The 12,936-nt window shown below is 64.7% G+C and carries 15 protein-coding genes; all 15 read right to left on the bottom strand.

Features of this window, described 5'->3' with window-relative positions; genetic code table 11:
- Positions 1–353 (bottom strand): DUF6088 family protein (locus C5O18_RS01990; protein WP_105191200.1); only part of this gene is annotated, 353 nt, incomplete at its 3' end.
- A gap of 113 nt (positions 354–466) precedes the next feature.
- Entirely contained in the window at positions 467–634 is a 168-nt protein-coding gene (locus C5O18_RS01985) for a DUF2274 domain-containing protein (RefSeq protein WP_478209671.1), read from the bottom strand.
- Positions 635–687: 53 nt separating this feature from the next.
- Complete coding sequence (locus C5O18_RS01980) at positions 688–1,989, bottom strand: TraB/TrbI/VirB10 family type IV secretion system protein (RefSeq protein ID WP_105191197.1); 1,302 nt, start codon at positions 1,987–1,989, stop codon at positions 688–690.
- Positions 1,970–2,950 carry a P-type conjugative transfer protein TrbG gene (trbG, locus tag C5O18_RS01975; protein WP_105191196.1) on the bottom strand — a complete coding sequence of 327 codons (981 nt, stop codon included), beginning with the start codon at positions 2,948–2,950 and terminating at the stop codon, positions 1,970–1,972. Before trbG ends, C5O18_RS01980 begins: the two co-directional genes overlap by 20 nt.
- A gap of 4 nt (positions 2,951–2,954) precedes the next feature.
- A complete protein-coding gene (trbF, locus tag C5O18_RS01970; protein WP_478209670.1) occupies positions 2,955–3,671 on the bottom strand; it encodes a conjugal transfer protein TrbF in 717 nt (238 codons plus the stop codon).
- On the bottom strand, positions 3,668–4,903 hold the full coding sequence (trbL, locus tag C5O18_RS01965) for a P-type conjugative transfer protein TrbL (protein WP_105191194.1): 1,236 nt from the start codon (positions 4,901–4,903) through the stop codon (positions 3,668–3,670). Before trbL ends, trbF begins: the two co-directional genes overlap by 4 nt.
- A complete protein-coding gene (locus C5O18_RS01960; protein WP_158249237.1) occupies positions 4,896–5,153 on the bottom strand; it encodes an EexN family lipoprotein in 258 nt (85 codons plus the stop codon). The genes trbL and C5O18_RS01960 overlap by 8 nt, the downstream gene beginning before the upstream one ends.
- A gap of 10 nt (positions 5,154–5,163) precedes the next feature.
- Positions 5,164–5,886 (bottom strand): P-type conjugative transfer protein TrbJ, encoded by a 723-nt coding sequence (gene trbJ, locus C5O18_RS01955; RefSeq protein ID WP_105191193.1) that lies wholly within the window; start codon positions 5,884–5,886, stop codon positions 5,164–5,166.
- Entirely contained in the window at positions 5,883–8,309 is a 2,427-nt protein-coding gene (trbE, locus tag C5O18_RS01950; protein ID WP_105191192.1) for a conjugal transfer protein TrbE, read from the bottom strand. The genes trbJ and trbE overlap by 4 nt, the downstream gene beginning before the upstream one ends.
- A gap of 7 nt (positions 8,310–8,316) precedes the next feature.
- On the bottom strand, positions 8,317–8,583 hold the full coding sequence (locus C5O18_RS01945) for a VirB3 family type IV secretion system protein (RefSeq protein WP_105191191.1): 267 nt from the start codon (positions 8,581–8,583) through the stop codon (positions 8,317–8,319).
- Positions 8,580–8,921 (bottom strand): TrbC/VirB2 family type IV secretion system protein, encoded by a 342-nt coding sequence (locus C5O18_RS01940; RefSeq protein WP_105191190.1) that lies wholly within the window; start codon positions 8,919–8,921, stop codon positions 8,580–8,582. Before C5O18_RS01940 ends, C5O18_RS01945 begins: the two co-directional genes overlap by 4 nt.
- A complete protein-coding gene (gene trbB / locus C5O18_RS01935; protein ID WP_105191189.1) occupies positions 8,918–9,913 on the bottom strand; it encodes a P-type conjugative transfer ATPase TrbB in 996 nt (331 codons plus the stop codon). Before trbB ends, C5O18_RS01940 begins: the two co-directional genes overlap by 4 nt.
- On the bottom strand, positions 9,910–10,392 hold the full coding sequence (locus C5O18_RS01930; RefSeq protein WP_105191188.1) for a ribbon-helix-helix domain-containing protein: 483 nt from the start codon (positions 10,390–10,392) through the stop codon (positions 9,910–9,912). The genes trbB and C5O18_RS01930 overlap by 4 nt, the downstream gene beginning before the upstream one ends.
- Positions 10,389–12,335 carry a conjugal transfer protein TraG gene (locus C5O18_RS01925; protein WP_105191187.1) on the bottom strand — a complete coding sequence of 649 codons (1,947 nt, stop codon included), beginning with the start codon at positions 12,333–12,335 and terminating at the stop codon, positions 10,389–10,391. Before C5O18_RS01925 ends, C5O18_RS01930 begins: the two co-directional genes overlap by 4 nt.
- Positions 12,336–12,498: 163 nt before the next feature.
- The gene (locus C5O18_RS11105; RefSeq protein WP_105191186.1) at positions 12,499–12,855 is read right to left on the bottom strand and encodes a ubiquitination-like system serine protease family protein; all 357 of its coding nucleotides are present in this window, start codon (positions 12,853–12,855) and stop codon (positions 12,499–12,501) included.
- Positions 12,856–12,936 lie beyond the last annotated feature (81 nt).

The following is a 12,936-nucleotide window of genomic DNA, read 5'->3' as shown; positions in this document are numbered from 1 at the left end:
AACCGCCCCTGAACAGCCACAACACGTCCGGTCGGAACCTGAGTCGTTTTGCCAGCGCTGTAGTCCTGCTCCAGTCGGGTAGGCATGGTTTTGTAGCCCAGCCGAACCACTGCCTCAGTCAACGTGGCCAGCCCTTTGGGTGGTACCGGCCTGCCACTGATCGGGCTTTTGACCGCACGCGCATAGACGCCATAGCCGATCTTGATCAGCTGCCCCTTTTCAATCAGCTTGCGTAGACCACGTCCAACCTGGTCGTATCCACCCAGATCTTCAAAATCGGCGCGCAGGAACACATCGCCTCGCTTGCGGGCGATACGCTTCTCCAAACGGGTCTCAAGGGTCATGGTGCCCATTTTGACAGCCTGCCTACTTATTGATAGTGCCAACATACGACATCATCTCGCGAAATCACCATGCCAGGCAATAGCTTGCATGCTACTAATGCTTTCACTTGAGGAGAGAGAAATCACGCTGCGTGGCCTCCCCTCGCACTTTTCTTGAACCCCCGATCCCGCGCCATGAACGCCTCCAGCATGTGCGGGATCAGTGCCGTGGCATCGACGGCATCGCCCCAGGTCTGGCTGTGCAGCTCGGCATAGCGGTCGAGCTGCTGCTTCAGCTCTGTGGTCAGCATGATCGTCAGCTTTACCGCCTCCGTCTTGGGCAACGGCCCTAATCTCAGGGTTGTCATTGTGGCAGCCCTCTTGCGTAGAACAGCGGTTGATACGGTCTCAGCACCAGATCCTTGTTCACCATCACCCGCACCGGGAATCCCGGCCGGATGGTGAGTGTCGGCTGGATGCTCAGGTTGCGACGGGTCAGCTCCTGCCCCACCGTGTTGATGGATTGCTGCAGACCCTCACGCGTGGCAACGATCACGCGACCATCCGCGCCGTTGTTCGTGGGTGCGGCCAACTCGGCACCCACACCCAGCAGCGTCGACAGCGCGGCACCAGCGATGATGCGATCCCAGTGCCAATCCACGTCATCCTCCAGACCGGCATAGCCAGCGGCATCCACGCCGGGCAGACGGTCCAGCGCAATAGACGAAGTGTCCGGCAGGATGACGCGCTGCCAGACCAGCAGCACGCGACGCTGGCCGAAGGCCACCTGGCTGTCATAGCGACCAATCAGACGCGAGCCCTGCGGGATGAGCAGATGCCGCCCCGTGGCCGTGTCGTAGACCGGCTCGGTAGTCGAGGCGATGACCTGCCCCGGCAGATCGGACTTGAGGCCCGTGATCAGGGCAGCCGGGATCAAGGTGCCGGTCATGACCTGATACGGCGAGGCCGGCAATTTCAGTGAAGACGGATTTCCGGTTTCACTGGAATCCGCTTTGTCCATAAAAGCCTGTTTGCGGTCCTGCAGGTTCTGCGACACCGTGGGATCGACCGGCTGACCTGCTGCGCCCGCGCCCATGGCAGCGGCCGACAGCGCATTCAGCGCAGAGGCATCCGCCGGTTGGGGCATGGCACCCGAGGCAGGCGCGCCCTTGCCCTGCCCCGTCTGGCTGCTGCGGAAGAACAACGCCGACTTGGCGATGTCATCCCGGCTCTGGCCCAGGTTGCCACTGGCCATGGCCTGCGAACCGCCGTGATAGGTCGGTGTATAGGTCCCTGCCCGCTGGGCATCAAGCATGGGCTTGGCCAGATCCCCCGGCAGCGGATCACCCAACACCGGCACACCGGGCGGCAGGCCCGTGTCCGACATCGGCAGCTGGCTGTACTCCTGCGGCAAGGCATCAATGGTCTCGGCACGCGCGACACGCTCGACGTTGTGCAGCTCAGGCTGCTGCTCGGCGCTCTTGCGTTGCACCGGCTGCAGCGACCAGACCGTGATACCCAGCAGCGCCAGCGAGACCGTGCCGGCACCCGCGATCAGCACCTTGCGATTGAGTCGTGTCACCGGCTTGGGTTGCGCCCGCAAAGCCAGGCTGTCGGGATCGACCTTGGGCGGCAGGCTGCCCGTCTCAGTCGGCGCTGTCGTCATGGCGACCTCCCTGCTTCAGGTCATTGCGCGCGATACGCACCACCTCGGCCTTCTTGCCACCCAGGCGCAGTTCGGCCGCGCCGAACAGGCGATCTACGACGTAGTACGGTGCCTTGAAGCGGTAGTTCACCAGCTGGCCATCACCCTCGGGGCCGACCACGAACAGCGGCGGCAGCTCGCCTTGGGCGATGCGGGCCGGGAACTGGATGTAGACATGCTCGCCATCATCGAAGGCACGCACCGGCCGCCAGGCCGGCTTGTCGCCACTGATGTCGTAGCGAAAGCGCAGCTGCTCCAGACTCAAACCCTCGGCGACCGGCGCCTTGGCATCAGCGATGGCTGACTGACGCTGCAGAGCCAGCGCCCGGTCCTTCGGATACTCCCAGGACGCGGAAGCCATCCAGGCTTTCTCGGTCGAGGTCATCTCCAGCAGGTAGGTACGCCGCGATGTGGTGATGACCAGATTGGTCCGCAGACCGCTGCGGATGGGTTTGACCAGCACGTTCACACGCTGGCTGGCGCCACTGCCGCTGACGGTATCCCCGACGATCCAGCGCACGGTGTCACCGGCCGAGAACGCCACCAGCTCCTCGCCCTCCTGCAAGGCGACCACGGTGACGCGGCCGGGGCTGGTGTAGAGCTGATAGAGCGCACCATCGGCGTAGGGCCAGACCTGGATCGCGTTGATGTAGCCCTCGCGAGACGGCACCACACGCGCCTCCTGATTGGCACGGGCTACCCGCGCCTTGGCATCCAGAGGCTCCTTGATGCCTTCCTGCCCTTCGGGCGGCAACCGCTTGAGCTGGTTGGGCAGCGGCAACGGCCGGGGCACCTCAATGACCTGCACCGGCTTGGGAATTTCCGGCAGCGGTTCTGCCTTCACGGCAGCATCCAGCGGGACCGGCGGCTGACTGGCGCAACCAGCCAGCATGAGCACAGCAAACACGGGGGAACGCTTCATGGTGTCACTCCTGACGGGAAGGCATGGTGTCGGCCGAGCCCAGCTCGCGGCTCCAGCTCAGGCCGTTGATGTAGATGCCGAGGGGGTTCTTGCGCAGGCGCGCTTCGTCGCGCGGCGGCTGCTGAACGGTGGACAGCACCGCCGTCCAACGCTCCTGCCCGGTGGGCGTGCCACTGTCGTAGTGGCGCTCGATCCAGCGCACCTGGAACGAGCTGTCACTGGCGCGCACGACGCTGGTGACCTCGACCGACACCGACTTGCGACCGACACTGGCGAAGGGGTCGTTCACGCGCGCGTACTCGTTGAGCGTGGCCGCGCCCTTGTCGGTGGTGTAGTCATAGGCCTGCAGCCAGTTCTGACGCACCACCACAGGATCGATGGCCAGCGAGCGCACGTTGTTGATGAAATGCGCAAGATGGAAGGCGATTTGTGCGTCCGCCGGCTGATAGGGCGTGAGCGCCTCGCCCACTGCCCTCACCTGCCCGGTCTTGTCGACCTCGACGACATAGGGCGTGACCAGCGACTGGCCGGCCCGCCAGGCCAGCGCACCGGCCATGATCAAGCTCAGCGACAGGCAGCCAAAGGCCATCAGCCGCCAGTTCTGAGCCTGCACACGGGCTGCTCCGAGCCGCTCATCCCAGACCTGACGCGCCGCCTGATACGGCGTGGCCGGCACCGGGGTTTCCGCATAGCGCACTTGCGCGCGTCTGAATCGCATCATGACTCTCCTTGATCACGCAGACTGGGGGTGGCGCCGCTGCCGCCGTGATCGGCGGAGCGCATGACATGAGCGGTGGTGGTGACGCCTTGTGAGATGCGCTGATTGCGCTGCAGGCGCTGCGCCCATGCCGGCTGCTGGCCGGCTTGTCCGGTCTCCGGCGAGGCATCGCCGCCCTTGAAGTGGTCTTTCACAGCGGATGCGCCGGAGCGCGCGACATTGGCCATGCCAGCTACTGCGCCGCGCAGCCCGCCATCGGTGGTGGCGCGACCCGCTGAATAGGCCTCGCGCGCACCGGAGGCCATGGAGCTGGCCGACTTCACGGCCGAGCTGCCGGCGGCACCGGCCAGCTTGCCGGCCCCCATGGCCGCTGCCGCACCACCGACCGCGACAGCGGATGCACCGAGCGCGGCACCAGCTGCCGCACCAGCACCCAACTGGGGAGCGCCCGCGATCAGACCGCTGGCGATGCCGGGGCCGAAGACCCCCAAAGCGAAAAGCGACAGCGAGGCCAGCATCAGCGCCAGCGCCTCATCAATGGATGGCTCGGCACCGGCCGGGGCCTGGAACTCACCAAAGATGGTGGTGCCAATGCCAACGATGACGGCCAGCACCAGCACCTTCACACCGGACATCATCACGCTGCCGAGCACTCGCTCGGCGAGGAAGCTGGTCTTGTTCCAGAGCGCGAACGGCACCAGCACGAAGCCGGCCAGCGTGGTCAGCTTGAACTCGATCAGCGTGACGAAGAGCTGCACCGCAAGCACGAAGAAACTGATGATGACGATGACCCACGCGAAGAACAGCACCGCGATGGTGTCGATGTTCATGAAGAAATCCGGGAAACCGGACAGCGTGCGGATGTGTTCCATGATCGGCCGGCCAGCGTCGATGCCGACCTCGGCCAGCCGGCCGGGCTGCAGCAGCTGAGCCGGTGTCATCGTGCTGCCGGAAGCCATCAGGCCCAGCCCGGAAAACGAGTTGAAGATGATGCCGGCGAGCTGATTGAAGTGGGTGATGATGAAGGCGAAGGCACCGACGTAGAGGATCTTCTTGATCAGCTTGCCCAGCACCTCGTCGCCGGCCATGGCCCAGAACAGGCCGGCCAGCGTCATGTCGATGACAATGAGGGTGGCACTCAGCCAGGCCACCTCACCGCCGACCAACCCGAAGCCGGAGTCGATGTAGCGCGAAAAGACATCCAGAAAGCGGTCGATGATCCCGATGTCATTCATGGCTCACTCCACCACCCGGCGTGTAGCGGGTCTTGCCGTTGCCCCAGAAGCGGCGATGCTGTGCCTCGCTGACAGTCACACAGGTCTGCGCGCTGACCGTGTCACGGGCCAGCCGGCATTTCTGCTGCAAGGCCTTCAGCTCCTCCGGGTGCGCCAGCAGATAGTCGACCGTGACCTCAGGTGCTGGCTGGCTGCAGCCGGCCAGCCCCCCCAGGAACAGCACCACGGTGAGATGACGGATCAAGCTCATGGTCATCTCCTCAGCGGCCATAGAAGTTCACGGATTGCGGCGTGTAGCGCGTGCTGCCGTTGTCAAAACGGCGGCGCACCTCGCGTGCCCGCTCCTCGGCGGCGACATTGCGCGCCTGCTCCACCGCTTCCGCGCGCCCCTGCGTGACCTGCAGTTGCTGCGCCTGAATGGCCTGGCGTGCCTGCAAGGCCAGCAGCTGGTTGGTCGCCTGCGTGGCCTGCAGGTGGCCGACCGCGCCCTGACTCTGCGCAACCAGCTCGGTCAGCATGGATTCGTCAGCCGCGAAGTTCTGCGCCGCCTGCGCCTGCATCTGCAGCGTGGTACGCAAGGCCTGTAGCGAGTTGTTCCAGCGCTCGCGGGCATCCACGGCCATCTGGTTGCCAGAGACCGAACCGGCGTAGGCCTGCGGGTACAGGCGCGCGAAGGTGGCGTCGGCCTGTGAGACCTCGTAGGCCACGCCCTGCGCCTGCTGGATGAGCCGCGCCGTGGTAGCCAGCGTGCTGCGCAGCTGTGCGCTGGCGTTGTAGTCGAGGCCACTGAGGTTCTTGGCGTCGTTGCTGAGCATCTGCGCCTCGTTCTGCAGCTGCCGTATCTGGTTGTTGATCTGCTCCAGCGTGCGGATGGCGGTCAGCAGGTTCTGCGCGAAGTTACTGGGGTCAAAGACCGTGAATGCCGCCGCTGGCTGGGACAGGCCCAGAGCGATGGCGAGAGACAACGCGAGACGAGTCTTCATGAGGATTTCTCCGGGTGGCGGGGATAGCGGGCCAGCAGGTCTGCGGCCCAGGTCAGCCCGCTGCGTTGCAGCCAGGCCAAGGCGAAGTCGGTGGACGGGATATGCCCCTGCAGGGCATCCATGGCTTTCTGATGCTCAGGGGAGGAGGCGCCGGCAAAGGCCAGCGTGACCGGCCCCAGGCCCAGCTCGAAGACGCGGTTGCCGAGCCGGGACTGGTAGTAGTACTCACGCTTGGGCGTCGCCCGCGCGATCAGCTGAATCTGCCGGGCGTTGAGGCCGAAGCCTTCGTAGACCTCGCGCAGCTGCGGCTCCACCGCCTGCGGGTTGGGCAGGAAGATGCGACTCGGGCAGCTCTCGATGATGGCCGGGGCGATGCTGGAGCGCTGGATGTCGGCCAGCGACTGGGTCGCGAAGATCACCGAGACGTTGCGCTTGCGCAGTGTCTTCAGCCACTCGCGGATGCGGCCGGCGAAGGCCGGATCATCGAGAAATACCCAGGCCTCATCGAGAATGAGCAGCGTCGGCGAGCCGTCGAAACGCTCCTCCAGACGCTTGAACAGATAACTCAGCACCGGCAGCACGGCGGCCGGGCTGTGCATCAACTCCTCCATCTCGAAACACTGCACGTCCGACAGTGCCAGCCGGTCGGCCTCGGCATCCAGCAGGCGTCCGAACGGGCCACCCAGCGTGTAGGGCTGCAAGGCCATGCGCAGCGGATTGGACTGCAGCAGCACACACAGGCCGGTCAGCGTGCGCTGCTCGACCGGCGCGCTGGCCAGACTACCCAACGCCGACCACACGGCATCCTTGACCTCGGGCGTGATGAGCACACCCTCATGCATCATCAAGCTGTGCAGCCACTCGGCAGCCCAGGCACGCATGCCCTCCTCGTCGATACGCGCCAGCGGCTGGAAGGCAATCGCTCCTTCCTGCCCCAGGTCGTAGTGATCGCCACCCAGACCCAGCACGGTGGCGCGGGCCGAACCGCCCTTGTCGAAAACGAACAAGCGTGAGCCGGCATAGCGACGGAACTGCAGCATGAGCGTGGCCAGCAGCACCGATTTGCCCATGCCGGTCGGCCCCACCACCACGGTGTGGCCGACATCGCCAACATGCGTGACCAGCCGGAACGGCGTCGCGCCTTCGGTACGGGTCACGATCAGAGGCGACGCAGCTAGATGGTCATTGCGCTCGGGGCCGGCCCAGACCGCTGAGATCGGCAGCAGATGAGCCAGGTTGAGCGTGGAGATCAGCGGCTGACGGACATTGGCGTAGGCATGGCCCGGCAACGAGGACAACCACGCATCCACGGCATTCAGGCTTTCCGTGATGGTGACAAAGCCCCGGCCCTGGATGACGCGCTCAATGGCGCGCAGCTTCTCGTCAGCTGCCGTGGCATCGGCATCCATGACCACGACGGTGGCCGTGACATAACCGAAAGACACCGCATCGCTGCCCAGTTCCTGCAGCGCGGCATCGGCATCCGCCGCCTTGTTGTCAGCGTCGGAATCGACCAGTGGGCTTTCTTGCTGAAATACGGTTTCCCGTAAAAGCGTGAGTACGCCTTTACGCTTGGCGAACCACTGCCGGCGCAACCGGGTCAGTTCGCCCTCGGCCTGCGCCTTGTCCAGACACAGGAAGCGCGTGCTCCAGCGATAGGCGAAGCCCAGCCGGTTGAGGTCATCGAGCAGACCTGGCCAGGTCGAGGTTGGAAAGCCACGCACCGACACCACACGCAGATGCTGCTCGCCCAATCTCGGGGCCAGCCCGCCGCTGAGCGGCACATCGGCCAGCAGCGCATCGAGGTAGAACGGCACCTCGGGAACGGCGACCGCGTGGCGCTTGGGCGAGACTGTGGCGTGCAGATAGGTCAACGTCTCGGCATCGCTCAGCCAGGCCAGTTCGGGCATGACGCCATCGAGCAAGTTGTAGAAGCGTTCGGCCTCGGCCGCGAAACCGGCCAGCTGCTCGCGCCAGTCGACGCCATCCTGTCGGCCATGCTCATAGAGCAGCTTGGCCGCCTTGGCGCGCGATTCCTCCGACGGCAGATACAGCAGGGTCAGGTGGTAACGGCTCTCGAAGTGGCTGCCGGCCTCCTCAAATGCCGCCTTGCGCTCCTGCTCCACCAGCCAGGACAGCGCCTCGGGAAACTCGGAGACCGGATAGCCAGCCGCCGGCTGGCGCTCGGCATCGACAAACAGCGCCCAGCCTGAGCCCAGACGCCGCAGCGCGTTGTTGAGACGCGCCGTGGTGGCGACCAACTCGCTCTCGGTCGCGCTGTCGAGGTCAGGGCCACGAAAGCGCGCCGTGCGCTGAAAGGAGCCATCCTTGTTGAGCACCACACCGGGTGCCACCAGTCCCGCCCATGGTAGCCAGTCGGCCAGTTGGGCGGGACGCTTGCTGAACTCGGCGAGATTGATCATGGCGACCTCACACGTCGAGCAGCGACTTGTGCTTGAGGTGTCGAGCGAACACCTCCATGAACTGCACATCCTGCTTGGCACCCCAAACCGCGAGCGTGTGGCCGGTCAGCCAGAGGATCAGGCCCGGCAGCCACATCTGCAGCCCGAGACCGACCGCCGCCGCCAACGTGCCGTTGACCACGGCCACGGTGCGCGGCGCGCCGGCCATGAGGATGGGCTCAGTCAGCGAGCGATGCAGGGGCACTTCAAAGCCCTGGGCGTTGGGCAGGCTCATGACACCACCGCCCCGCCAGAGAAGCTGAAGAAGGCCAGGAAGAACGACGAAGCGGCGAAGGCAATGGAGAGGCCGAAGACAATCTGGATCAGCTTGCGGAAACCGCCGCTGCTGTCGCCAAAGGCCAGCGTCAGCCCGGTGATGATGATGACGATGACCGCCATGATGCGCGCCACCGGCCCCTGCACGGAGTCGAGCACCGACTGCAGCGGCCCCTCCCACGGCATGTTGGAGCCGGCGGCATGCGCCTTGGCAGCCAGCATCAGGTTGAGCACCAGCAAGCCAGCGGACTGGTAAAGGCGTGAAAACGGTTTTACTGAAAAGCGTGAATGCGTCATGTCGGATCTCCGGGTTCAAGGGAAACAGCAGTCAACAAGTAGCTGTGAGCATCAAAGCCGGTGACGCAGGCGATCTCCTGCACGCGGCGCTCGCGGCCACGCCCGGCGATGAAGACGATGACGTTGATCGCCTCGGCGATCAGCGCGCGGGGTGGCGTCAGCGCCACCTCCAGAATGAGTTGTTCCAGACGGGTCAACGCACCCATGGCGGAGCCGGCGTGGATGGTGGCGACGCCACCGGGATGCCCCGTGCCCCAGGCCTTGAGCAGGTCCAGCGCCTCGGCACCACGAACCTCGCCGACCACGACCCGATCCGGCCGCAGGCGCAGCGTCGAGCGCACCAGATCGCTGATGGAGACCACGCCCGGCTTGGCGCGCAGCGAGACGTGATCCGGCGTGCTGCACTGCAGCTCCATGGTGTCTTCGAGGATGATCACGCGGTCGCCCGTGGCCGCCATCTCGGCCAGCAAGGCATTGGCCATGGTGGTCTTGCCGGAGCTGGTACCGCCGGCAATCAGGATGTTGAGACAGCCACGCACAGCCTTTCTGAGGAATTCCGCCTGATGCGCGGTGAGAATGCTGTCAGCGACATAGTGATCCAGCCCGATCACGCCCACCGCGCGTTTGCGAATCGCGAATGCCGGCGCTTTCACCACGGGCGGCAGCACGCCCTCGAAGCGCTCACCGGTCTCCGGCAGCTCGGCCGACAGGATCGGCGCACCGGCATGGACCTCAGTGCGGACATGAGCCGCGACCAGCCGGATGATGCGCTCGGCATCTGCTGGCGACAGTGACAGCCCAACCGGTGCCCGCCCCGATCCCAGCTTGTCCAGCCAGAGCGAGCCGTCCGGGTTGAGCATTACCTCGACCACGTCCGGGTCTTCCAGTGCCTGCGCGATGACCGGCCCCATGGCCGTGCGCAGCATGCGGATACGCCGGCTCAGCGACTGCGATTCGCTGCTCTCCTGGAGCCCGCTGATGGCGCTGTTCATGCCAGCCGCTCCTCGTCCGGCACACCGCTCCCCGGTGCGGCCGGATCGTCCATCGCGAAGAACTGCCCGGCATCCGGGAAGACCTCCTCATGGACCTCCTTCACCAAACTGCGGCCACGCATCAGGTTACGGCCCAGCTGCTCGATGAACTGCTGGAAGCGCAGCCGGCCCTGCGCCCTCGCCGCCTCCTGCTGCGCTTCAGGCACGGGTGCCGAGACCGTCAGGAAGTAGCGAACGTAGAGCGCTAGCGTCTCGATGAGGATGGTCTGATCACGCTCCAGCTTGTCGAACTGGTTGGACAGGCGATCCAGCCGCTTGGCGAAGGCGGCATCGCGCCGATCCGCCGCATCCGGCGACAGAAAGGATGCCAGGGCGGCGGCAATGATCGAGGACTTGGACAGGCCTTTCATGGCAGCCAGCTCGTCGAGCCGGCGGGCATGGTCAGGCTCAATGAAGATGTTCAGGCGCACACGGCTCATAGCGAGATTCCATCGTTGGGATCGAGAGCGGCCATGCGCGCGGCGCGATTGGCCTTGAGGGCGGGTCGCGAGGTGGCGACCGCCTCGTCGTCATCAAGCAGACCGACGTCGGTGACGGGCTTGCTGGCAAGTGCCGGCAGGTCGCTGTCACCGGGCAGACCCGAGGCCAGCAGCGCACCATCGGCGTCCGGGAACAGCGCCAGCTGACCGGACCAGTCGTTGGGCCGGGCCTCTGGGGCGTCGCGGTAGCTGCCCTCGGCCAGAACCGGCGGCGGCAGCACACGACCGGTGAAATTGCGGTCGCTGTAGTAGCGGATCTTCTTGGCCTGAATCGGCGGATGGCCGGAGACCATCACCACGGCGTCATTCGGCGGCAGCTGCATGACTTCGCCGGGCGTGAGCAGCGGCCGCGCCGTTTCCTGCCGCGAGACCATGAGATGCCCCAGCCAAGGGGCCAGGCGATGGCCGGCGTAGTTGCGCTGGGCCTTCAGTTCGGTGGCCGTGCCCAAGGCATCGGAGATGCGCTTGGCAGTGCGCTCGTCGTTGGTGGCGAAAGCGATGCGGACATGGCAGTTGTCGAGGATGGCGTGGTTGGGGCCGTAGGCCTTGTCGATCTGGTTCAGCGACTGCGCGATCAGGAAGGCACGCAGGCCATAACCAGCCATGAAGGCCAAAGCACTCTCGAAGAAGTCGAGCCGGCCCAGAGCCGGGAATTCGTCCAGCATGAGCAGCAGCTTGTGCTTGCGGGCGATACCATCGCTGCCATCCAGCGACTCGGTGAGGCGACGGCCAATCTGGTTGAGTAGCAGGCGGATCAGCGGCTTGGTACGGCTGATGTCGGACGGCGGCACAACCAGGTATAGCGACACCGGATGCTCGGCGCTGATCAGGTCGGCAATGCGCCAGTCACAGCGCGAGGTGACCTCGGCCACGGTCGGATCGCGATACAGACCCAAAAAGCTCATCGCCGTGGACAACACGCCGGAGCGCTCGTTCTCGCTCTTGTTCATCACTTCACGGGCGGCGGACGCCACCACGGGATGCGGCCCCTCCGGCAGATGCCGGGTGGTCATCATCAGGTGCAGCGCATTCTCGAAGGTACGCGCTGGGTCAGAGAGGAAATTGGCGACACCGCGCAGCGTCTTGTCGCTACCGGCATAGAGCACATGCAGGATGGCGCCGACCAGTAACGCATGGCTGGTCTTCTCCCAGTGATTGCGCTTCTCCAGCGCCCCTTCCGGGTCCACGAGGATGTCGGCGATGTTCTGTACGTCGCGCACCTCATGAGCGCCGCGACGGACCTCCAGCAGCGGGTTGTAGGCAGCAGACCGGGCATCGGTCGGGTTGAACAACACGCAATGTGAGAAACGCGAGCGCCAACCGGCAGTCAGAGTCCAGTTCTCGCCCTTGATGTCGTGGATGACGGCCGAGCCCGGCCAGGTCAGCAGCGTGGGCACCACCAGACCGACGCCCTTGCCCGAGCGGGTCGGCGCGAAGGCCATGACATGCTCCGGCCCTTCGTGCCGCAGGTAGCTCAGGGATGTGCGGCCCAGGAACACACCGGCAGCATCCGTGAGGCCTGCTGAAGCCACTTCCTCATCAGTTGCCCAGCGTGCCGAGCCGTAGGTGGTGACCAACTGGGACTGCCGGCTGCTCCACACCGACATGGCGATGGCCACAGCCACCGCGACCAGGCTGCTACCAGCGGCAATAAGTCCGCCCGTCGCGAAGACATGCGGCGCGTAGACATCGTAGAAGTACCACCAGTGCAGGAACTGCCAAGGGTAGAAAACAGGAAGGTCAGCGAGGAGAAACCACGGAGCGCCGAGCTGTGTCTGATAGGCCAGTGCCGAGGCGACATACTGTGTCGCGCCCCACGTCCCCAGCAGCACAATGCCGAGGACCAGCAGCACCTGACCGACCAGCACACCGGACGCCTGCATGGCGACCTCCCGATCCGTACCATGCGGCACAGGAGGTCTGTGCCGCTACGGCAGGGTCAGGGGTGTGGTGTGTGCCGGACAAATTCAAATAAAGTCAGAATTGATGCGCTTAGTGTCTTGGCTCACGAAGTTTTGATTGCGAGCTCTGCTCACTATTTGAGCTTCAGTGACTTCGCGGTTTCCGGCCGACCCAAACCGTTCGACCTTGTCTCAACCAGAAATGCGATCTGCACCCAGTGGTTCGCCATACAGATGGATATAGAGTCGGACGCCCAAGGCCGTCTACAGAAAGAGCCCAGTGTGGCCTCACTGCAGGAAGTAGGAGTAATTCAATGATGTCTCCGCAACCGCACGGACACTGAAAACCGACGGACCAATGCTCACCAGCATCGATCATGAGGATCAGATGTCTACGCTGGATATGCTCCGGTAACGTGTCTCCTGCGTGCTGTACAACCCTAAGGTCGCCTCGCCAATACGCCACGAACCGCTTAAAAACACCCTCCAGCCATCTGATCATTGACGATCCTCTAGCCTTGGCAGACCAAGCAAGGGGCGGCGTAAGCCTGCTCCAAGCAAGCCCGTTGGGTCAGAAACGAAT

This window comes from Amnimonas aquatica, assembly GCF_002943415.1.
GTDB classification, from domain to species: domain Bacteria; phylum Pseudomonadota; class Gammaproteobacteria; order Pseudomonadales; family Moraxellaceae; genus Perlucidibaca; species Perlucidibaca aquatica_A.
Note: the sequence above shows the minus strand (reverse complement) of the source record. Positions and strands in the feature narration are given on the sequence as shown.